This window comes from Rhodococcus sp. T9N (assembly GCF_024436645.1).
GTDB classification, from domain to species: domain Bacteria; phylum Actinomycetota; class Actinomycetes; order Mycobacteriales; family Mycobacteriaceae; genus Rhodococcus_F; species Rhodococcus_F qingshengii.
Genome location: NZ_JAMSKS010000005.1, coordinates 309,395 through 328,947 on the forward strand (window position 1 = coordinate 309,395; position 19,553 = coordinate 328,947).

At 61.1% G+C, this 19,553-nt stretch carries 22 protein-coding genes; 9 read left to right on the forward strand and 13 right to left on the reverse strand.

Translation table 11 applies throughout. The annotated features are described in order from the left end of the window. Positions 1 to 9 precede the first annotated feature (9 nt). Complete coding sequence (locus tag M1L53_RS11950; protein ID WP_054188436.1) at positions 10 to 1,071, reverse strand: FAD-binding oxidoreductase; 1,062 nt, start codon at positions 1,069 to 1,071, stop codon at positions 10 to 12. A 114-nt stretch (positions 1,072 to 1,185) separates the two neighbouring features. Here M1L53_RS11950 and M1L53_RS11955 point away from each other — a divergent pair, with 114 nt between their 5' ends. Further along, the gene (locus M1L53_RS11955) at positions 1,186 to 2,040 is read left to right on the forward strand and encodes a hypothetical protein (protein WP_054188437.1); all 855 of its coding nucleotides are present in this window, start codon (positions 1,186 to 1,188) and stop codon (positions 2,038 to 2,040) included. Positions 2,041 to 2,116: 76 nt separating this feature from the next. On the opposite strand, the gene M1L53_RS11960 is transcribed toward M1L53_RS11955, so the two are convergent. From M1L53_RS11960 to M1L53_RS11970, 3 genes are read right to left on the reverse strand one after another with little or no spacing between them, the layout of a single operon-like run. Next, positions 2,117 to 2,557, reverse strand: a complete 441-nt coding sequence (locus M1L53_RS11960; protein WP_030536527.1) for a MaoC/PaaZ C-terminal domain-containing protein — start codon at positions 2,555 to 2,557, stop codon at positions 2,117 to 2,119. Beyond that, the gene (locus M1L53_RS11965; RefSeq protein ID WP_019745537.1) at positions 2,554 to 3,003 is read right to left on the reverse strand and encodes a MaoC family dehydratase N-terminal domain-containing protein; all 450 of its coding nucleotides are present in this window, start codon (positions 3,001 to 3,003) and stop codon (positions 2,554 to 2,556) included. The genes M1L53_RS11960 and M1L53_RS11965 overlap by 4 nt, the downstream gene beginning before the upstream one ends. A gap of 9 nt (positions 3,004 to 3,012) precedes the next feature. After that, positions 3,013 to 3,657 carry a TetR/AcrR family transcriptional regulator gene (locus tag M1L53_RS11970; protein WP_007729967.1) on the reverse strand — a complete coding sequence of 215 codons (645 nt, stop codon included), beginning with the start codon at positions 3,655 to 3,657 and terminating at the stop codon, positions 3,013 to 3,015. A gap of 112 nt (positions 3,658 to 3,769) precedes the next feature. On the opposite strand from M1L53_RS11970, the gene M1L53_RS11975 reads away from it, so the two are divergent. Beyond that, complete coding sequence (locus M1L53_RS11975) at positions 3,770 to 4,651, forward strand: alpha/beta fold hydrolase (RefSeq protein ID WP_054188438.1); 882 nt, start codon at positions 3,770 to 3,772, stop codon at positions 4,649 to 4,651. A 156-nt stretch (positions 4,652 to 4,807) separates the two neighbouring features. After that, a complete protein-coding gene (locus M1L53_RS11980) occupies positions 4,808 to 5,047 on the forward strand; it encodes a hypothetical protein (RefSeq protein ID WP_007729961.1) in 240 nt (79 codons plus the stop codon). Positions 5,048 to 5,081: 34 nt separating this feature from the next. Here M1L53_RS11980 and M1L53_RS11985 read toward each other — a convergent pair whose 3' ends face one another. After that, positions 5,082 to 5,381, reverse strand: coding sequence for a DUF4259 domain-containing protein (locus M1L53_RS11985; RefSeq protein WP_223304584.1), 300 nt, complete (start codon positions 5,379 to 5,381; stop codon positions 5,082 to 5,084). Positions 5,382 to 6,800: 1,419 nt separating this feature from the next. Between M1L53_RS11985 and M1L53_RS11990 the strand changes: the two genes are divergently transcribed. Continuing rightward, the gene (locus tag M1L53_RS11990) at positions 6,801 to 6,938 is read left to right on the forward strand and encodes a hypothetical protein (RefSeq protein ID WP_021345701.1); all 138 of its coding nucleotides are present in this window, start codon (positions 6,801 to 6,803) and stop codon (positions 6,936 to 6,938) included. A 303-nt stretch (positions 6,939 to 7,241) separates the two neighbouring features. Then, positions 7,242 to 9,197, forward strand: a complete 1,956-nt coding sequence (locus M1L53_RS11995; protein ID WP_223304585.1) for an AarF/ABC1/UbiB kinase family protein — start codon at positions 7,242 to 7,244, stop codon at positions 9,195 to 9,197. A gap of 14 nt (positions 9,198 to 9,211) precedes the next feature. Here the strand turns inward: M1L53_RS11995 and M1L53_RS12000 are convergent, their stop codons facing one another. From M1L53_RS12000 to M1L53_RS12015, 4 genes are all read right to left on the reverse strand, one after another. Further along, the gene (locus M1L53_RS12000; RefSeq protein WP_054188440.1) at positions 9,212 to 9,943 is read right to left on the reverse strand and encodes a hypothetical protein; all 732 of its coding nucleotides are present in this window, start codon (positions 9,941 to 9,943) and stop codon (positions 9,212 to 9,214) included. A gap of 38 nt (positions 9,944 to 9,981) precedes the next feature. Beyond that, positions 9,982 to 10,266 carry a hypothetical protein gene (locus M1L53_RS12005; RefSeq protein WP_003939785.1) on the reverse strand — a complete coding sequence of 95 codons (285 nt, stop codon included), beginning with the start codon at positions 10,264 to 10,266 and terminating at the stop codon, positions 9,982 to 9,984. A gap of 127 nt (positions 10,267 to 10,393) precedes the next feature. After that, positions 10,394 to 12,001, reverse strand: coding sequence for an AMP-binding protein (locus M1L53_RS12010; RefSeq protein ID WP_054188441.1), 1,608 nt, complete (start codon positions 11,999 to 12,001; stop codon positions 10,394 to 10,396). Between the two features lie 103 nt (positions 12,002 to 12,104). Then, the gene (locus M1L53_RS12015; protein WP_154100300.1) at positions 12,105 to 12,296 is read right to left on the reverse strand and encodes a hypothetical protein; all 192 of its coding nucleotides are present in this window, start codon (positions 12,294 to 12,296) and stop codon (positions 12,105 to 12,107) included. 25 nt (positions 12,297 to 12,321) lie between these two features. On the opposite strand from M1L53_RS12015, the gene M1L53_RS12020 reads away from it, so the two are divergent. After that, the gene (locus M1L53_RS12020) at positions 12,322 to 12,837 is read left to right on the forward strand and encodes a CGNR zinc finger domain-containing protein (protein WP_054188442.1); all 516 of its coding nucleotides are present in this window, start codon (positions 12,322 to 12,324) and stop codon (positions 12,835 to 12,837) included. A gap of 10 nt (positions 12,838 to 12,847) precedes the next feature. Here the strand turns inward: M1L53_RS12020 and M1L53_RS12025 are convergent, their stop codons facing one another. From M1L53_RS12025 to M1L53_RS12035, 3 genes are all read right to left on the reverse strand, one after another. Further along, complete coding sequence (locus tag M1L53_RS12025) at positions 12,848 to 13,480, reverse strand: hypothetical protein (protein ID WP_054188443.1); 633 nt, start codon at positions 13,478 to 13,480, stop codon at positions 12,848 to 12,850. An 87-nt stretch (positions 13,481 to 13,567) separates the two neighbouring features. Continuing rightward, positions 13,568 to 14,104, reverse strand: coding sequence for a hypothetical protein (locus tag M1L53_RS12030; RefSeq protein WP_007729952.1), 537 nt, complete (start codon positions 14,102 to 14,104; stop codon positions 13,568 to 13,570). A 150-nt stretch (positions 14,105 to 14,254) separates the two neighbouring features. After that, on the reverse strand, positions 14,255 to 15,418 hold the full coding sequence (locus M1L53_RS12035; RefSeq protein ID WP_003940457.1) for an LLM class flavin-dependent oxidoreductase: 1,164 nt from the start codon (positions 15,416 to 15,418) through the stop codon (positions 14,255 to 14,257). 157 nt (positions 15,419 to 15,575) lie between these two features. Between M1L53_RS12035 and M1L53_RS12040 the strand changes: the two genes are divergently transcribed. The 3 genes from M1L53_RS12040 to M1L53_RS12050 all read left to right on the forward strand — a co-directional run bounded on the left by M1L53_RS12040 (position 15,576) and on the right by M1L53_RS12050 (position 19,366). Further along, positions 15,576 to 16,907 (forward strand): MFS transporter, encoded by a 1,332-nt coding sequence (locus M1L53_RS12040; protein ID WP_054188485.1) that lies wholly within the window; start codon positions 15,576 to 15,578, stop codon positions 16,905 to 16,907. 141 nt (positions 16,908 to 17,048) lie between these two features. Further along, positions 17,049 to 17,714: a TetR/AcrR family transcriptional regulator gene (locus tag M1L53_RS12045; protein ID WP_007729937.1), complete on the forward strand. Its 666-nt coding sequence runs from the start codon at positions 17,049 to 17,051 to the stop codon at positions 17,712 to 17,714. Then, the gene (locus M1L53_RS12050) at positions 17,711 to 19,366 is read left to right on the forward strand and encodes an FAD-binding dehydrogenase (RefSeq protein ID WP_007729934.1); all 1,656 of its coding nucleotides are present in this window, start codon (positions 17,711 to 17,713) and stop codon (positions 19,364 to 19,366) included. The genes M1L53_RS12045 and M1L53_RS12050 overlap by 4 nt, the downstream gene beginning before the upstream one ends. 8 nt (positions 19,367 to 19,374) lie before the next feature. Here M1L53_RS12050 and M1L53_RS12055 read toward each other — a convergent pair whose 3' ends face one another. Further along, on the reverse strand, positions 19,375 to 19,512 hold the full coding sequence (locus tag M1L53_RS12055) for a hypothetical protein (protein ID WP_153211511.1): 138 nt from the start codon (positions 19,510 to 19,512) through the stop codon (positions 19,375 to 19,377). Positions 19,513 to 19,553: the final 41 nt, after the last annotated feature.

Here is a 19,553-nt window from a genome sequence, read left to right on the forward strand (position 1 = left end):
CGTCGTCGTCTAACCGTCCAGGGTTGACGCTCGGGCGAAGTCCCCGGCCACGTGGGCTCCAATTGCTCCGGCCAGAATGATCGCCGGATGCGTCGCGGCCAGATAGAGCCCCGACACGCCTTCGGCGAAGCCCAGCAGCGGGCGGCCACCACGCGGGATGGGACGGTCAGCGACTACCGCCTCGATCAGTTCCACTTGGTCACCGTCCTCGAGCTGACTGCGGATCGCGTGCAGCGTCGGCCCCGCAAGCTCACGAACATCTCCGGAGAACCCGACCGGAACATCTTCAGCCGCAATCAGTGTCGTGTCGTCCAATTGCCGGATCTCGAAATCCGGAGAGGAGAGTATTCCGTTCACCAATGGGTAGGGCGTCGAGAATCTGATGAGACAACACGGGGAGGCGTCGACCTCGACGTCCACTCCCGCCGACGCCGCGAGTCCAGGAATCGCGGTACCCGCAGCGAGCACGGTGGCCGATCCGTAGACGGGACCGTCGGCAGTCATTACTCCGCACACTCTCATGCCCTCCGCGAGCACCCCGAGCACACTGACATCGGAATACACTGTGGCACCGTACTCTTCGGCACCTCGCAGGAGCGATCGAGCGAACGCAACCGGGTCAACGCCACCGTCATCAGGCGCGTACGCTGCGACCGAGGGGGCCGTCCGCAATCCCGGCTCACGAGCAAGGATCTCCTCTTTACCGATGAGGTCGACGGGATGGCCGAGTGCTCGATGAGCATCTACGAACGCTCGAGTCTCCCCTTCCGTCTCTTCCCAGGTGATCGCGCCTCTGCGGCGCAAACCGATTGGCTCGACGAGTTCGCGCTCCAGGCGGTCGAATTCTACTGCAGCGCCTTGCCGGAACGGATCTGAGTAAGTTTCTGCGGCACTCTTCGAGAGGCCGACCCAGGCAAAGGAGTTGCCGGTCACCCCGCCCGCCACCGAGCCGTGCTCCAGCACGGTGACTCGGAGACCAACGCGCGCCAGGTGATACGCGATCGACGCGCCGACGATGCCGGCACCAATCACCAGGATCGGACTGTCGTTTCGACCATTCGGATGCGTCACCAGTGGACCATATCTGCGAGCCGCAACGTGGATCCACTCAATTTGGATGCGAGGACTTCGGCGGTAAACGGAGGACTAAGCCTCGGCGCACATCGGGACCGATACGGTGTGCTCATGCTCTGGCGTTGGTTCGCAGTCGTGATCGTCATCCTCGCTGTTGCCGGCATTTGGCACGTGACCATCCCCGACCGTCCTGTTGCCGCAATAGTCGACGCCGAGACGCTGGGGTGCGCGACCCCGTATCCGATCGGCCCGCTCCAGACGACACCAACTGCGACAGTTCCAGACGATTTCGTACCCGTCGCCGCCGTCACGTGCGACCCGTTTGTCAGCGACAACGTGGCAGCCGACCGAACCGTCAGCTTCTCTGCTCACCGTTGGGAGGGCGATTTCAGTCGGGCGGTGGAAATGCTGAACCGCTCGTCCGCGCACAAGACTTGGTTCCCCGAAGGCTGCGGTGACAACTACAGCCTGGCTGTCCTGGACCAATTCTGGTTGGTCGACGATCGAGGCCGAGCAACTCGGCCGGGGTATCCCTCCGATTCGTGTGGACTACCGAAACCCGGTGGCCTGGCCGCCATCAAGGAACTGACACCGGTCGGCAGTACCGAACACCGAATAGCGTTGTCCGACGACCAGATCTACGAACTGTCGCATTGCAGGCCGGCCTACCGACCAGCCACAACAGGTACCGCGGCGCTGACGTTGCTGTCGGCGGGCAGCGTTTTCTGCCGATTCTCCGCCACCGAATTCGTAGGCACATCGTCTACGACGGAAACCTTCGACGGACTTCCACCCGCTCCCGACTGTGACGCGGTGGCCACCGAGGTGGCGTCGACGATCTACGTGGACCGTCCTACGAACGAGGAACGATTACTCGCCGTCGAGATCGACGGCTGTCGGCGCGTCATCGCCGACGGATACGCACCGATGCAAGCGTCGGACGAGCTGTTGGTGTCTTTCCGGTAGTGCTGCGCCACAATGCAGTTGATCTCCCGCCCGGATGCGTAGGTCCCGATGTGACCAGTGACAGCCCGCAATCCTGTCAGGCGCCCGGGAACTGAAGGTGCGCTTGGGTCTTTCCCAGAACCGTCTGGCCCTTGTGCGTGACTGTGACATCGATCCGCGTTGTCCGCATCGTGGCGTCGATCCGCGCGATCTTCGCAGTGATGGAGAGATCAGCACCATCGACGGCATCGACTACGACGGGTCGAGTAAAGCGAGTTTCGTACGAGAACACACCGCTCGGATCGCCAACCCAGTCGACGATGGCCTGCAAAGCAATTCCGGCAGTGAGCATTCCGTGAGCCAGAACTCCCGGTAGCCCAGCCGCGGTAGCGATTGCGTCGTTGAAATGGATCGGGTTCATGTCGCCGGAGGCACCGGCGTAGCGAACTAGGTCATCACGAGTGAGGACCAGATCAACCTTCGCGACGATGTCACCGAGGACGAGGTTTTCGAAAACCGGCACGACGGGTACGGTCATGCGCCTTCTCCTCGCGCCAGCAGCGTCGAGGTGACCGTTGCTACCAAAGCGTCGGTCACGTCGTGGATCTCGGAAACTGTCGACAGGATCGCACTGCCTGCACGCACTGTCACCCCTGTAATCGTCAGTGTCGTAGACAGGTCATCGCCGGCGACTATCGGACGCTGATGCTCGATCTTCTCGGAAGTATGGACCACACGAGTCGGATCGAGCCCGGTATCCGGCGTGCGCAGCAGTGCCATGATCGCTCGTTGCTGGACAACGGTTGTGAATGTTGTCGGTGCGATGACATCGACGAACCCGGCCTCCCTGGCGACACCGACATCATGATGCAAGGGATTGCTCGAACGCACCGCCAGAGCGAACTCGCGAATCTTCTCGCGCCCGACAAGGTACGAAGACGAGGGAAACACCCGGCCGGCGAGCGCTGGGTTCACAGGAGACATCCCGGAATACTAACGGCGGCCGACTTCGGGTTGATTCGTGGCCTGAGGTCTCGTCGGCCCGAGAATGCGATCGAGGAGACGCTCAACCAACTGCACCGCCAATTCTGCTGTGCCGTAGCCGGGAAGCATCCCCTGGGCGAGCCCGGCGACAGCCGCCAGAATGAGCTCGGCGTCGAGGTCGGGATCCATTGACGGCGCAACCGCGTCCCGATTGGTCACTCGTTGAAGCTGGCCGGAAATGAGCGCTGTCAACTCTCTTGGCGCAGTGAGGGTTTCCTCGGCGGCGATTCCTTGTCCGGTCAGTGCGGCAGCGTGGAAGGCGCCGAGAACAATCGCTTCCTCCCGACGTTGTCGATCGAGCGGGAGCATGCCAACAAGGAACGCTGAAATAACCTCGCGGGGTGTCGCTTCCGCGCCAAGAACAGACAACTCCTGCATCAAGCGAGCACCCGCATCCTGACGCACAGCTTGATGCGTCGCGAGAAGGAATTCCCGCTTCGTGCCGAAGTAGTACTGCACGAGTCGCACCGAAATCCCTGCCTCGGCAGCAACGGACTGAAATGTCACCGCCGCGAGCCCACCGTCGACAATCACTCGCCGCACCGCATCGGTGATCTCCCGTTGCCTCACTTCATGGTCGACCAGTCGCGGCATGAGGCTGTCCTTCCCCTTTCGAATGGATGACTTTGACTCGTTAATGATACGCACGTACCGCATTAGTGATACGGTCATACCATCAAAATTGAAAGCAGCGAGAGGGAGGCTCATGCCGAAGATCGGACGATTCAAGAACGAAGCATCAAAGCAGGCGTACCAGAGCATCTACCGAGAACTGGAGAGCACCTGGCCGGTTCCGTCGACACAACTCGACGTGCCGACATCGTTCGGAACCACCCATGTCCGTAGGTCGGGGACCGGCACGGAGACGCCGATCGTCCTGCTGCACGCAGTCGGCGCCAATTGTCTGCAATGGCACATCGTCATCGAGGACCTGTGCCGAGACCGAGTCGTTTATGCGCTGGACACGATCGGTACTGCAGGCCGCAGTGTGCAGACCGCTCCATTGACCGGGGAATCCGACTTCGCCACCTGGGTGGGCGAGGTATTGAACGAACTCGGGGTCGATCGCGTCCACCTGGTCGGCTACTCGCATGGTGCGTGGCACGCCGTTCTAGTAGCACTTCACGCCCCTGAACGACTGGCGAGTGTGACCCTAATCGAACCGGGTGGAGTCTTCGACAAGCCCTCGTGGCGTGTGCTGCTGAAGATGATCCGCGCCGGTATGCGCCGCACCGACAAAAATATTCGCGAGCTCAACGATTGGCTGTCCCCCGGGTACGTCATCGGCGATCGCGAGTTCGCTTTGGTTACAGAGGCATTGAACTACCGGCCCGGTGTCGGGTGGGCACGAATGCTCAAAGATGCAGAAGTGCAGTCGATCTCGGTCCCAATGCTCGTAATCTCCGGCGCTGAGACGGTGGTCTCCAGCCCCGAGCAGGTGGCCGCGAGGTTAGCTGATCTCGTACCTGAAGCCGAAGTGGAGATTTATGCCGGAACCGGCCACGGAATCCTGGGACACATACCTGATCGGGTAATTCCCCGACTCATGAAGTTCGTCCGCAATCATGACGATGCGAAGCGGACGTGATCTCGCGGACCAGCCGCCGACAAGGTAGTGATGAAGCCGGTCAATCAGCCGGCCAAGGCGGTACAACTGACAGATGAGAACATTCCTCTCCGACCGCCGCGGTCAGGTAATGGTGGCCGTTGCCGCCGCCGTTTTGGTCGTGGCGGGAGGTCTGTGGTGGACGAAGACCATCTCCTCGCGCAGATACTCGGTGGCAGTGCTTCCGACTACGAGTCCGATCTGACGATCACAGATGCGGACATACCTGGGCTCGCGGTGACGGCCCGAGGTCGAACCCCCAGCGCTGCCCGAGCATTGGCGACCGACGCCGCCGAAGCTCTCTGTTCGATGTTCGAAGAAGCCAACGCAATGACTTCCGGAGGGTTCACGTTCACCGTCGTTCCACCGGGGACCTGACGGATCTATGGTCAGTAGCGCGGCCGCACCAGGTTTATGCCTGTTCGCGCTCGGCTGCGAGGGCGACCGCCTGTTCGAAGGTATGGACGAGCACTGCACGTCGAGCGACCTTGTGATCCTCGTCCGGTTCGAGTTCGTCAATGTAGCCATCCCACACGCGCAGATATCGATCGCGCCAGTCGATCAGCACTTGCGTCGATGGAAAGGTCACACCGACTCGTTTCGTCTGGGCAATATCGGTGAGGATCTCGAGCCACGCCGGCACCATCTCCCCGCCCCATTCATCCGGCTCCAGACTCGAATCGTCTTCGAACTCGGCAGTGATGTCGTCCACGATTCGACCGGTCAGGGCCCCCAACCCATCCGCGACGGTGTCACTGTCAAAGTTTCCCGGACCCCAGACTCCCACAAGCCCTCCCATATCGATTGCGGATAAATTCAGGTCGACAGTCGCGTTGCCGTCGCAGCAGGCCGTGAGCGTGCTCGCAGTCGCAGGTCGGCAATTGCAAATTGGAGAATCTGCCGCCCGCTCAGTCAGAGCTTGCGGTCATTGGCGCCCGCCCAAATCGGACTGTCGACTATCTTCCGAAACTTCGGCGACCCACCGATTGCTGAAATTTTGAGCATCAACCAGTTCCAGATTCTCACAGCCACCTCCGCGTCGTATCTCACCGTCAACACTAACCGACCGGCGGGACTCTTTTGGCTACCGGTACACCACTATGCGTCGACCAGTTAGATCAAGTGTGAACTCGAACTGGCGCAACAGATCGCCGGGAACTGCAGGAGCGCTTGGGTCTTTCCCAGAACCGTCTGGCCCTTTGTGCGTGACGGCGATTGGTTCTGGGTGCATCGATCCGGTCGGAAGCACTGCGATGTTTGTCGGCACACGGAATTGCGCTCGGTGGAGATCGAGGATCCGTATCCACGGGTGTCGCAGGCAATTCCTGAAGATTCGCAGGGGAAATAGCTGCGCATCGCCACCCCCAACAGCGATTCCGTCGATTGTGTAACAACCACACGAAGAACAGCCATCGATGTCCGAAAGGAAGACTGATCCGGCGAGACCGCGAGGTAGTGTCACATCTGCCCAGCAAAACTCGCCACGATCTCGAGAAGACGGTCGGCCTCGCCAACTGCCACTTCTGACGTTACGACGTTGCTGGGCAGGTGTTTACGGAAAAGGGTTTCGCACGCGGGGTACCGATCGCTGATGGGACTGATCACCCCTTCTCCGAAAGATGTTGGTAACGAATCGAACCCGGAGCACAGAGGTGCAACGATTGGGCGAGTTGATTCAACGCCCCGGTGTGCGATCTATCTGTTTGCGCCAATCATTTTCGGCAAAGGCTTAATTCGCCGAACGGGGCCGGGTACTGCAACAGCTGGTCGAGTATTCGATCACGCGTCTTACGCTAAGGAAGGACCGAGAACATGACTGAAGTAATTTCGTGGATTGTCCAGAATCCGATTGGTGCCGTCGTCGCGTTTGTTGCCGACATCATAATATTGACGATGTCGTCTGTCGCGGGATACTCGTAACCGAATCCGCCCGTCCTTCACGGTATTCCTAAGTCGGGAAACTACATTCGAAGCGCAGAGGGCCGCAACCGCAGCGTACTGTCGGCGCTCGTCACCGACCGTTCGTGGCCTCATATGCCCAACTGCGCTGGATTCGTACTACGTCCCTCGTGTCGAGTGTCATACCGCCAGTTTCAATCAGTCACGCCATCACTACTCAGGAGGAATCACAATGGGTTCGATCAACGCATTCAACGAATGGGTCAACCAAGCTACGTATGCGGGCGACCCGTTTGCCACCGCCATAGCGATCGTCCAGTTCTTCGCGGTGAGTCTCGTCAACCTGTTCACCGGCGGCCCCATTCTTTAATGGAGTCCACTCGGTCTCACTTCTGCTCGGCGTCCATCGCAGCCTGTTCTTCGGCTGTAATGCTCCTCGCGAAAGGTGGCCGGGACATCGCTGACGAGCATGATGCGCAGTTCGGCCTCGCGGATGGTCAGTGAACGCAGTTTTGGACGGTCGATCAGGACGAGTCGACATCGGAGCGAATGAACACCGAAGTGCCCAAGCATGTTCGACGCTTGGGCACTGTCGGGCTTGTTACCCGGCAGTCGGGGTGGGCTCGGGGTTTTCCTGGATGTATCGCAGATTGCGAACCCGTACGCTATCGCAATGGACTTGATGGTCTGGATCGTCACGACGCCATTTCTTGCAGCAGCACTGGCGGGCGTGATGCGACGAACGCTGGGGACGAGAGTCGGATGGCCGCGAACCCTTGCGGTCGCGGTGATAGCACTCTCGGTGGGGGTTCCACTGTCGGGATACGTCGCAACGCTTGCAGGAATTGCCAGCCAGGACGATCAACTTCTGGTGAGCGTAGGAACAGCGCTCATATTCTTCGGAGTTGTCGCGCTCTGGGTGTTCGCAGCATGCCTGGCCGCATTGGTTTTCCTCGAAGTTGTCCTTCCAACAGGGTCCATCCCCGGACCGCCAGAAGCATTGCAGCGCAGCCGCAAATCGTGGCGACGAACCAAGCGATACGTCCAGATCATGGGCATCGTCGTGCGAGCGGGAGGCGGGCCGGCTCTCCGTGCTGGGCCATCAGCGCCTCAGTTCGGGGACGCGCTGGTGGAAGTAATCAACCGGTGCGGTGTCACTTTCGTCAAGCTGGGACAGATCCTCGGCACGCGAGACGACCTCATACCACCCGAGTTGGCTCGCACTCTCTCGTCTCTGCAAAGTTCGGCACGACCGGCTGATCCAGTCCGCATTGCGGAGCTACTGGCATCGGAACTCGGCGACGCACCAGAGTCGGTGTTCGCATGGTTCGATGTGGAGCCGTTCGCCGCCGCCTCTGTCGCACAGGTACATTCCGCGCGCACCGTTGAAGGCGTCGACGTTGTGGTGAAGGTTCAACGGCCCGAGGCGAGCGCACAAGTGAGCGTGGATTGCGATATCTTCCTTCGCGTGTCATCCCGCGCGGAGACCCGTTTTCCCTGGGCACGCGATATCGGCGTTCACCGACTCGCCGGGGGCCTCGTCACGTCACTGCTCGAGGAACTCGACTACCGCACCGAAGCAGCGAATACCGGCGCGATTGCTTCCACCATGTCGAACCGCCCGGATATCGTCGTTCCGCACATCTACCCCAACCTCAGTAGCGGACGGGTGCTCGTGATGGAACGTCTTCACGGCACACCGCTCTCCGACGGTGAGTCGGCGCTCACCGGCCTCGACCGCGACACCCGCAGCAGCATCGCCAACGAACTTCTTGCGTCGTTGCTCGACGGGATCTTTGTCCACGGCGTGTTTCACGCGGACCTGCACCCCGGCAACATCATGATCCTCGATGACGGCCGGGTCGGGCTCCTCGACTTCGGCGCAGTAGGGGTTCTGGACGGCGAGACACGGATCTTGTTCGCCGTGCTCCTCAACGCTGCCCTCGCAGGTGATCCGGTGGCGACAGTCGACGCGATGCTGATGGCATTCGACGTGCCGCCCGAAGTTGATCGCGGAGCACTACGTCACCAGGTGGGCCGAGAGATCACCCTGCTCAGTGTCCAACCCAATGTTTCCATGGCATCGTTCGCGCGAATGTTCACTGTGCTTCGCGAACACCGAATCGGAGTGCCGGGAGACGTCGCGGCCGCTTTCCGTTCGCTCGCGTCCTTGGAGCGCGCCCTGCGGCTCCTGGATCCGCAGATCGACCTCGTCGCTGCTGTTCGGGCCGAAGTACCCCGACTGTTGACCCATGTCGCCAGCCCGACTGCAGCCGCACAGGCAATCCTGTCGACGACGGCGGTCACAACCGCGGTGGTCCGGCGCCTGCCTGGTCAGCTCGATCAGATCGCGACCTCGATCGCGTCGGGAAGCTTCACACTTCGCACTCGCTCGGTTGCACACCCCGACGACAGGCGATGGCTACGACGGTCGGCGAACAACGCGCTGGGTATGGCGGCGGGAGTGACCGCGCTGATCGTCGCGGCGATCCTGCTGTTCGTACCTGGCGGACCACAACTCACACCTCAGCTGTCGGGCTATGCACTCGCGAGTGCGGTACTGGGCTTCGTCGGCGTCGTTCTGTGCATGCGGACCGTGTTCCGTTTGTTCACACTCGACAACAGGTAACCGAGAACTGATGTTCATCGCTTGATCTCGATGTCGTCGAAGTCGAGCGCCAGGAGGGTCGGCCGCGAGGGAACGCGGCCTCCTGGGCCTCTCGGGAGCACACGTCGTCGAGTGGGAAAGGTGAGACCGTCGAACTCGCGATGCTGGTCGCAGTAGAGAGCAGCTTTCGCCCAGCTGCCTACCGGTTCGGCGACGAAGTCGTGACGGCGGATGAGGCCACCGTTGTCGACATAGAAGGTCTGCTGCCGGCAATGGGTATCGATCGCCGGCGCGAACGTTGCTTGTAGTCGTCGCCATTGCTGCCCGGATTCCTGCCAAGGTTCGGCTTCGGTGACAGTGATGTCGTCGCGGGCGAGCAGCAGCGGTGCGTTCAGATAGTTCCAAAAGGCGTAGCCGGCAAAGTAAGCGGTGTCGAGCGCGTCCCAGTGGAGGTTGCGCCGGACTCCACTCAACCCGAAAAACTCTGGACGTGGGTCGGTTCGACTCCCGAGTTCTTCGCCGTCGCGAGTTTCGATCCGCACGACGCCCTTGTCGAACACAGCGCACTCGCCGACACGCGGAAAGTCTTGGAGGACAGTGCGTTGCTCGGCGACTTCAACCTCGACCGTGAACTTCGCCAGCTTGTTGCCGGGGAAGCGCTGAGGCAGCAGACCGCCCAAACGTCCCCGTGCCGTGATCGCTGAAACAGACTGCCAACGTTCGACTCCGCCATGTGCGGTGAGGACTTCATCGAGTAGTTCGGTCATATGTCGACGCTCTCCGTCCCCTGACGGAACTGTGGAAATCAGCGATCAGACGGACGCGTAGTTGTAGTTGCGTTCCTCCCGCGGTACCACTGCCACCCCGCGGTGATGATGACAGCGCCGGCAAGGGACCCGAGGATGCCGCTCGGGCGCAATGATAATCCGTCGCCTGCAATCAAACTCACGAGCAATCCGCCGACCAGCGAACCACCGATTCCCGCGATGAACGCGAAGGTCCAGTCCACTCGTGCGGTCGTTTTCCCCAGAATCAGCTGGGCTCCCGCTCCGATGACGATCCCGAACAGGAGTATTCCGATGATGAGCATGAGCTGAGACCCTTTCGTGGAGTGACGACGCAAGGCGCGAACGACTTACTCTGCGCCATCTTTCCGGTATGTCTCTTATGTCGTGGTGAAATCCGTGTGAAAGGTTGTCGCCACCCACTCCACACTGCTAGGACGACGCCAGTGTCGTCGCCCAGCGGTAGTCCGCCTTACCGGCCGGGGTTCGCTTGACTTCATCGACCAGCACGATCGTGCGCGGCACCTTGTAACCGGCCAACGTCTTACGGCAATGTTCCTGAACCGCTTCGAGAGTCAGCTCGTCGGACTCGGGATAGGTCGCGATCACCGCGGCAACCTGCTGCCCCATGCGCGCGTCGGGTGCGGGGACGACAAGCGCGTCGGAGATCGCCGGATGCGCGTGAAGGGCAGCCTCGACCTCTTCGGCGAAAACCTTCTCGCCGCCGGTGTTAATGCACTGTGAGCCGCGGCCCAGGAAGACAATCGTGCCGTCCGCTTCAACCTTGCCCATGTCGCCGAGCACCGAAAGACGGGTGCCGTCAGCGCGGGTCGGGAACGTGCGGGCGGTCTTCTCTTCGTCCTTGTAGTACCCGAGCGGGACGTTTCCGATACGCGCGATGTAGCCCACGTCGTCGGAGCCGGCGGGGATCTCTTCGAGCCGCTCGTCGACCAGGATCATGTTCGGCGAGGGCGGCATTCGCAGATTTCCCGCCTCATCGATGGAGAAGGCGCCGTCATTACCGGACTCCGAGGCTCCGAAGTTGTCCCGCAACAGCAGGTCCGGCTTCACCGCCAGCATGCGGTCTCGAACGCTGGTGGACCAGATCGCACCACCTGACGTGATCGAGAAGAGACTGCTGAAATCGACCTCGTCTTTGCGTCGTTCCATCTCGTCGACCAACGGCAGTCCCATGCCGTCACCGACGATCAGGATCACCTGTACCGAATCCTTCTCGATCGCTTCGACGACCTTCTCCGCAACGAATTCTCGTCGTAGAACCACGCGGGCACCGAGGGTGAGGAAGGTGAACAGCGAATACAACGCTGCGCCGTGCATGAGGGGGGCGGCAATGAGGAACGAGAGTTCCGGAAATTCCTTTGCAGCGCTGGCTATCTCGGCGAGGTCCTGTCGAGCTTCCTCGCCGTACGGATTTCCGCCGGAGAGCGGCTTACGAAAGAAGTCGTCGTGACGCCACATGACGCCCTTCGGGTATCCGGTGGTCCCGCCGGTGTAGAGCAGGTACACGTCGTCGCCCGAACGAGAATCGAACTCCCCTACCGGTGACATCTCGCGAGCGTCGTCGAAGGAAACCACGGAAACTTCATGCGCTTTCGCTGCGGCGACCAGGTCGGCCTCGACCTCGCCGATCACGATCACCGTCTTCACCTTCGGGCATGCACCGAAAAGGGAAGCAAGGACACGCTGATGCTCGGGGAGTTCCACGACCACTGCGACCGAGTCGGAGTTGGTGAAGATGTACTCGAGCTCGGCGGGTGTGTACCGGTAGTTCACGTTGATCGGGACCGCACGGATCTTGATCAACCCGAGGATCGACGTGACATGTTCGACGCTGTTCTTCAGGAACAGGGCTACATGATCGCCGCGCGAGATGCCAGCTTGCGCGAGCAGGTTGGCCGTTCGGTTGGCTTCCGCGTCCAGCTCAGCGTAGGAGAAGTTCTCTCCCTCGTAAGTCAAGGCGACGCGATCAGGCACCGAGCTGGCGACGGTTTCGAATACATCAGCGAGGTTGAACTGCATCGTCTTCCCTTTCAGAGTCTGCGCCGCGATACCGAGGCATACAACCCTGAATCTAGAACACGTTCCATGTCGCCCGAGGCAAAACGGAGCGATTAGCTGACCATTACCTGGACCTGACCTTGATCGGCGCAGCGACGGCCGAGCTCGCACCGCCCGACACCCATTCGGCGAGCAAGGTCTGCCACGACCCGCAATGGCAGCGCAGGTAGGTGACCGTCCCCTCGCTGGTCCGATGCCGAGATTCGATCTCCCAGCGGTGGATGCAACTTATCGGCGCGAAATCTGTTTTCTTCATACGACGAGCATGATGTAATGGCATTGTGCATCTCAACCCTTACGGCGAATATGCGGTGACGCTGGCCGCCGACCTGGCCAATCAAAATCCCGAGACCTTGGCCGAACTCGTCGAACGCTGCGTCGATGCAGGCATCATTCTCGATTTCCCCATCGCCGAGAAGGACCTCGACGAGACCCTCGACCTTCTGATCGAGTGGTCGAAAATCGTCGACGTCACGGAGGAGGCTGCCCGCGCCGAGTTGGTGAACGTCATGCTCGAGCAAGCGTCGGCGTATCCGCGAATGACCAACCACGCCAACGACGGGTGGCATCTGCACTACCGCGATCCGCAACAGTCGCTCGCCGAGGTCCTCAAGGCACTCTTCTCGGTAGGCACGGCGCTGCACCTCGTCGGCCGCGGAATGCACAGATTAGGTCGGTGCACCCTGGACGAGTGCACCAACATCTATGCGGACACCTCACGCAACGGCAATCAGCGGTACTGCTCCCCCACGTGTGCAAATCGCGACGCGGTGCGACGCCACCGCGCGCGCAAGTGAGCCGGACCGACTACGACGTAGGACCCACTACCTCGAAATCCGAGCCACCTTGGTACTCGAACTGGAAACTGCCGCCGCTGCTTCCCGAGCTGATCCGATTCCACGCGTCGATCAAGTCCTGGACCGTGTTGTATCCCAGGTCCTCCAAAGAACCTGAGAGACTTCCGGTTCCGGCGCCCTCGAACCAGCCGCCGACCACAACGGCCTGCGGAATCGCGATAGTGGGGTTGGTCGGATCGAGCAGTCGAACGCACGCTCCCGCAACGGCGTACACCCCGGCCGGCAGATTGCCGACGGTCCGCGTGCTCGTCTGCCCAGGCGAAACGGCAAACAGATCGAGGATGTTGCTGACGGTCGGATACACCAACACGCCGGGCTGGAGCAGCTTTGCCGGATCGCGGATCACGTCGGGGACATCCCTGGCGTTGAGGATCGCCACTGTGCAGTTGATGAAGCTGAACCGCGGGTTCGGATTGGTGATGGTGAAGGTGATCGCATTGTCCGCTGCGCTCACCGACACCGGAGGCGGGAGAATCGCCGGTGATGCCGACGCCGTCGCCGGAGTCATGACAACCAGTCCCACGACGGCGGCCGACGCCGCGACAATGCTTCCGAGAACGCGTTTGAATCCACGACTTCGCATTTCCGAACCTCCAGGCAAGTCGGTCAGATCGCCAGATGCCTGAAGAATAGACCGCTCAGTCGGAAAATTGGAGAGACAGACGGTGAGCTACCCGAAGAGTCCTTCGAGGCTGCCGCTGCCGAACAGGTCGCTCAGGCTTCCGGTATTGATGCCGCTGAACGGTCCACCGATGACAACGAGGCTCGGCACGCCAGGAACAGGCTTACCCAACGTCTCCAGATCGAGAAGATCGGAGCAGGCACCGAGCACGGCGTAGGTTCCGTCCGGAACATCGGTCACGGTGTTGGTGACCGTCTGCCCCTTACCGACGGCGAACAGTGAGGACGGGTCGGTGATCTTGGGGTACACCACAAGGTTCGGATCGAGCAGCTTGAGCGGATCATCAAGCACGGCAGCAGAATCCGCGGCGTTGACGACAAACGCCTGGCACAACGGGGCAATGCCCGTGTTGTTGTTCGTGATCGTCAGTGCCAGATCGTTTCCGGTCACCTTGTACGAGACGACCGGCGGGACCACCTCGGCCGACGCAGTTGCAGGATTGACCATCGCGACGCCTGCCGCGGTTGCAGCGGCGACTGCCACGGTTCCCACGACGCGACGTACTCCACTCGTGCCCAGCTTCATCGAGGATCCTTTCGTACTGCGCCTTGAGTTCGGCAACAGTGCGCAGCCTAGAACGGATCTACTGACCGAATTGCGTGAATAGCCCCGGAGGGAGGCCGTGCCCGAAAGATCGGGACAAACGTCCCCTTCTCGAAGAGCTCGCTGTTCGACTCAGTTCCCACTGGAGACGAAGGGCGTCCGCACCGGTCCGCCGACCGAACCGTGCGGTGCTACCAATCCACGCTTTTCGAGGATCGGACGCACACCCTCACCGAACTGATACGCCTCTTCGAGATGGGGATAGCCCGACAATACAAAGTGATCCAGGCCGATCGCCGCGTACTCGGCAATCCGATCAGCCACTTCTTGGTGCGAACCTACCAATGCGGTGCCTGCACCCCCTCGCACCAATCCGACGCCGGTCCACAGGTTCGGCGCAATCTCCAGCGACCTCGCTCCGACGCCCTCCTTGTAAGCCGAACCGCCGCCGTGCAATTCGAGCATTCGACGCTGACCTTCGGAGCCGGATCGCGCAAGACTCGCCTGAGCCTGCTCGACGGTCGCCGGATCGAGCGCACTGAGCAGCCGATCCGCTTCTGCCCATGCCTGTTCCGAGGTGTCCCGGCTGATGACATGCAGACGGATTCCGTAGTCGAGGTGACGACCTTGGACTTCCGCGAGGTCGCGGATCCAGGCGATCTTGGCGGCAACAGCGGACGGCGTCTCACCCCACGTGAGATACGTATCCGCGTAACGCGATGCGACGGTTCCGGCCGCCGGCGACGATCCGCCGAAGAAGATGGGCGGTACCGGATCCGGAATACGCTGCAGCGTAGCCTTTTCCACGTTGACGTACTCGCCGGAGAAATCAACCGGACCGTTACCGGACCACAACTGGCGGATCACGTCGAGGAACTCGCCGCATCGTGCGTACCGTTGGTTCTTGTCGAGGAAGTCACCGAACGTGCGCTGCTCGTGGTCCTCCCCGCCGGTCACGACGTTGAGCAGCAGACGACCGCCCGACTGCCATTGGAAGGTTGCGGCCATCTGGGCGGCCAGCGTCGGGCTGAGCAATCCCGGTCGCAGAGCAACCAGAAACTTGAGCGTCTCGGTGGTCTCGAGCATCATCGCCGTCGTCAGCCATGCGTCTTCGCACCACGCGCCGGTCGGCGTGAGGACAGCTTCGAAGCCGTTCGTCTCGGCGGCCGCGCCGATCTGATTGAGGTATTTCAGCGTCGCCGGACGATCACCGGACATCGAGCTGCCGTGCCCACCCGCCATCAGATTCCGGGAATCACCGTAAGTAGGCAAGAACCAGTGGAAGCGCAGTGACACGGTGATTCCTTTCGTCGACGAACAGGCAGAACTCTTCTGTCATTACAACCACAGTCCACCTCGAAGAACAGGGTTGAAATCACCCTGATCGCTAGGGGTGCCCACTTTCGGCTCCGGCGATACCTTCGTGAATTTGCACCGCGACCCGGGGGCTCCGATGACCACGTTTGCCGAAGTCGAGCACAATTCACCGTTCTCGAACGAGACCGACGACGAGCGGCGATCCAGATTGAGAACCGTCGTCGCCGCGAGCCTGCTCGGCACGACGGTCGAGTGGTACGACTTCTTCCTCTACGCAACGGCCGCGAGTCTGGTCTTCAACCAACTGTTCTTCCCGAACCAGAGTTCGTTCGTCGGGACCATGCTCTCTTTTGCGACCTTCGCGGTCGGCTTTCTCGTTCGCCCCATCGGCGGAGTGGTGTTCGGTCACATCGGCGATCGCATCGGGCGCAAGAAAACGCTTGCCCTCACGATGTTCATCATGGGTATCGCGACGGCGCTCATGGGTGTCCTTCCGACCGCAGCTCAAATCGGGGTCGTTGCACCGATTCTGCTTCTGCTGCTTCGTATCCTGCAGGGATTTGCTCTCGGTGGTGAGTGGGCCGGAGCCGTTCTTCTGGCGGTCGAACACAGTCCGGAGAAGAAGCGCGGGCTGTTCGGCAGCATCCCGCAGATCGGACTGGCTCTCGGCTTGGCTTTGGGCACAGGAATGTTCGCACTACTTCAAACGGTCTTCGACGACGAACAGTTTCTCCGTTTCGGCTGGCGCATAGCCTTTGTTCTGAGCTTGGTACTCGTGATCGTGGGGTTGGTGGTCCGTTTGAAGGTCGACGAGACGCCGGCATTTCAGGCCGTTCGCGACCTCGAACAGCGCTCATCCGCCCCGCTCAGGGAAGTCTTTCAAGGAAGAGTCGCGCGAAACACCGTACTGGGCATGCTGTCTCGCTGGGGCGAGGGCGCCGCGTTCAACACCTGGGGCGTCTTTGCAATCACGTATGCAACCAAGACTCTGCATTTCGAAAAGGTTCCGGTACTTCTTGTGGTCACCGTGGCCGCAGTAGTGATGGCGATCTTGCTGCCGTTTTCCGGTTTACTCACTGATCGGTTCGGCCCGCAACGGGTCTACATCGTGGGCATCGCCGCGTACGGCCTCGCGATCTTCCCCGCCTTCGCACTGTTCGGTACCGAGAATCTCCTGCTCTTCGGAGTCGCGTTGGTCGTGGTCTTCGGAGTGATTCACGCCTTGTTCTACGGCGCCCAGGGAACGCTGTATGCGAGCCTCTACCCCACAGAAATCCGGTACACCGGGTTGTCGGTCGTTTACCAGTTCTCGGGTATCTACGCCTCCGGCGTCACACCTCTGATTCTGACGGCACTGATAGGCGCCAGTGGCGGTTCGCCCTGGCTGGCATGTGGATATCTGGTGGCCTCCTCGGCGATCAGCGTCGTCGCCACTGCGGCGATCAGGAAGCGTGATCTGCATCTGTAGCGATCACATCTGAATATTCACCTCTCTTGCACATTTACTAGATATGCATAGAAATACCTGCGAAGAAGAACAGATCGAGATACGCCTGCGCATCGGATACATCGGTGTATCGTTTGGGGTCCCACCCTGACGGAGGCGCCGATGACGACTGGAACGGACAACTCTCCGGCCAAGCGTGTCACCAAACGCCGTGGTCAGACCCGGCAGCGCCTGCTCGACGCGGCTGCAGATGTCTTCTCCGAATCCGGGTTCGGGCACGCCACGGTCGAGCAGATCTGCGAACGCGCCGGATACTCCCGAGGCGCGTTCTACTCCAACTTCGATTCACTCGACGAATTGTTCTTCGCGATGTGGGAGCAGCGATCCGCAGCAATGCTCGCCGATCTGCGGTTGGCGACGGAGTCGATCACCGCCGGTAACACCGTCGACATCCATGCCGCTGTCGCCCGGATCGTGGCGGTGGTTCCGGTCGACCCGCAGTGGTACCGGATCAACGCGGAATTCACAGCCCACGCGCTCCGCAACCCGGCACTTCGCAAAGCCCTTGCCGACCGTGAAGACGCGATCCTTCGCACCCTGTTGCCCATCGTGGAGTCCGCACTCAGCGACGTCGGGCGAACAATCGTCGGCGACCCGACGGCGTTGGGACGGGCATTGGTCGCAGTGCACGACGGCACCAGCGTGCAGTGCCTCGTCGATACCGACACCAACGCCGCCTTTGCACTGCGCCGCGATATCTTCACTCGAATTCTGCTGTCCTACAGCGAAATAATCCAGAACAACCAATCGGAAGAGGAGTTGTCGTGAGCGAACAAGCTGACGTCATCGTTGTCGGGGCAGGGCTGGCGGGACTGGTCGCCACCTACGAACTGACGCGCGCGGGCCGCAAAGTCCTTGTCGTGGAACAGGAGAACGCTGCCAACCTCGGCGCGCAGGCATTTTGGTCTCTCGGCGGACTCTTCCTCGTGAACAGCCCCGAACAACGCCGACTCGGCATCAAGGACTCCCTCGAGTTGGCGATGCAGGACTGGATGGGCACAGCGGGATTCGACCGCGACCGCGAAGATCACTGGCCGCGTCAGTGGGCCAAGGCGTACGTCGAGTTCGCGGCCGGCGACAAGCGTCAGTACCTGCACGATCTGGGGCTTCGCCTGATGCCGAATGTCGGCTGGGCCGAACGCGGCCGCGGAATGGCTCTCGGACACGGAAATTCGGTGCCGCGCTTCCACCTCACCTGGGGCACCGGACCTGGCGTCGTCGACGTCTTTCTGACCAAGGTCATTGCTGCCCAGAAACGTGGCCTCGTCACGTTCAAGCACCGCCACCAGGTGGATCAGTTGGTGGTCACCGATGGCGCGGTCACCGGTGTACGAGGAACCGTCCTCGAACCTTCCAGTGATCTGCGCGGTGTGAAGAGCTCACGCACCCCCGTCGGCGAGTTCGAGTTCGCCGCACAGGCCGTCGTAGTGACATCCGGTGGAATCGGCGGCAACTACGAACTGGTGAAGAAAAACTGGCCCGAGCGACTCGGCAAGGCACCCAAGCACATGCTGACGGGAGTACCGGCGCACGTCGACGGGCGCATGCTCGAAATCACCGAATCCGCGGGCGGAAACATCGTGAACCGCGACCGCATGTGGCACTACACCGAAGGCATCCAGAACTGGAATCCCATCTGGCCCAACCACGGAATCCGAATCATCCCCGGACCGTCCTCGATGTGGTTCGACGCCACCGGCAAGCGTCTGCCGGTCCCCAACTTCCCAGGCTTCGACACGATGGGAACTTTTAAGTACATCCTCGACAGCGGCCACGAGTACACGTGGTTCATCCTCGACCAGAAGATCATCGAGAAGGAGTTCGCACTCTCGGGATCGGAACAGAACCCTGACTTCACCAACCGCGACTTCAAGCTCCTCCTCGAACGAATCAAGAAGGGCGCGCCGGGACCGGTCGAGGCGTTCAAGCAGAAGGGCGCGGACTTCGTGGTGCGCAACAACCTTCGTGATCTGGTCGACGGCATGAACGCCCTCACCGACGAACCGCTCCTCGACTACGAGGACATCGAACGCGAGATGATCGCCCGCGACCGCGAAGTCGATAACAAGTACAGCAAGGACTTCCAGGTCACCGCCATCCACGGTGCCCGTAATCTGTTGGCAGACAAGATCGTGCGCGTCGTTGCACCGCACAAGATCCTGGACCCCAAGAACGGCCCACTGATCGCGGTCCGGTTGCACCTGCTCACACGCAAGACTCTCGGCGGCTTGGAAACCAACCTGGATTCGCAGGTCATCAAGGCCGACGGCAGTGTCTTCGACGGCCTGTACGCAGCCGGTGAAGTCGCGGGCTTCGGCGGCGGCGGAGTCCACGGTTACAGCGCACTCGAGGGGACCTTCCTCGGCGGCTGCATCTTCTCGGGCCGCGCAGCCGGACGAGCATTGGCGCGCGACCTGTAGCCCCGAAATCAGGCGAGCGAATGCGTGACCAGAATGTGGTGGGCACGCATTCGCCGCGCCTCGTGCACGGATTGATGGTGGTGATGGTGCGTCGGCCCGCGCGCGTGGCGGACCAGATCGTGAACAGTTCGGATGACGGTCGGCATTGCGACCCTCCCTCAGGAGATTGTGACTGCTGCTCTTGCCT